The sequence below is a fragment of the Gilvimarinus sp. 1_MG-2023 genome, assembly GCF_030548285.1.
This window is the reverse complement of sequence record NZ_JAUOSC010000268.1, coordinates 1-394: the sequence shown is the minus strand read 5'-3', so window position 1 is coordinate 394 and position 394 is coordinate 1. Positions and strand designations below refer to the sequence as shown.

The 394-nt window shown below is 51.5% G+C and carries 1 protein-coding gene; it reads right to left on the bottom strand.

What is annotated here, in order from left to right; all coding sequences use genetic code 11:
* Positions 1-138: 138 nt before the first annotated feature.
* Positions 139-394: TonB-dependent receptor (locus Q4563_RS16735; RefSeq protein ID WP_303605292.1), on the bottom strand; the 256-nt coding region annotated here is incomplete at its 5' end.

Below are 394 nucleotides of genomic sequence, written 5' to 3'. Positions count from 1 at the left end.
ACCAAACACCACAATACACTTGTTTGCTAACCAGCAAGCCGCATTATCATCATGGCCTGGGGCAATACCTGAAACAGCCACCAGGCCTCTCTGGCCAGCCAGCCAAAGACAGCCAGCCAGATCCGCTATTGCCAGTAATTACCAGATATAAGCCAACGTCATCAGATATGAACGCGGCGCACCAGAGTAATAGGTATATGAGCCAGTACTTTGCACATCCGAGGCATTAATCCGGCCGATATAGCGCTTGTCCGTCAGATTGACCACATTTACATCCACCGACAGATCACCACTGGCCAATGGCAACTGATAACCAGCACCCATATCGACACGGGCATAACCGGGCACCGACTCTTCATGACCGGAATCAGCATAACGCTGGCCGACATAACGC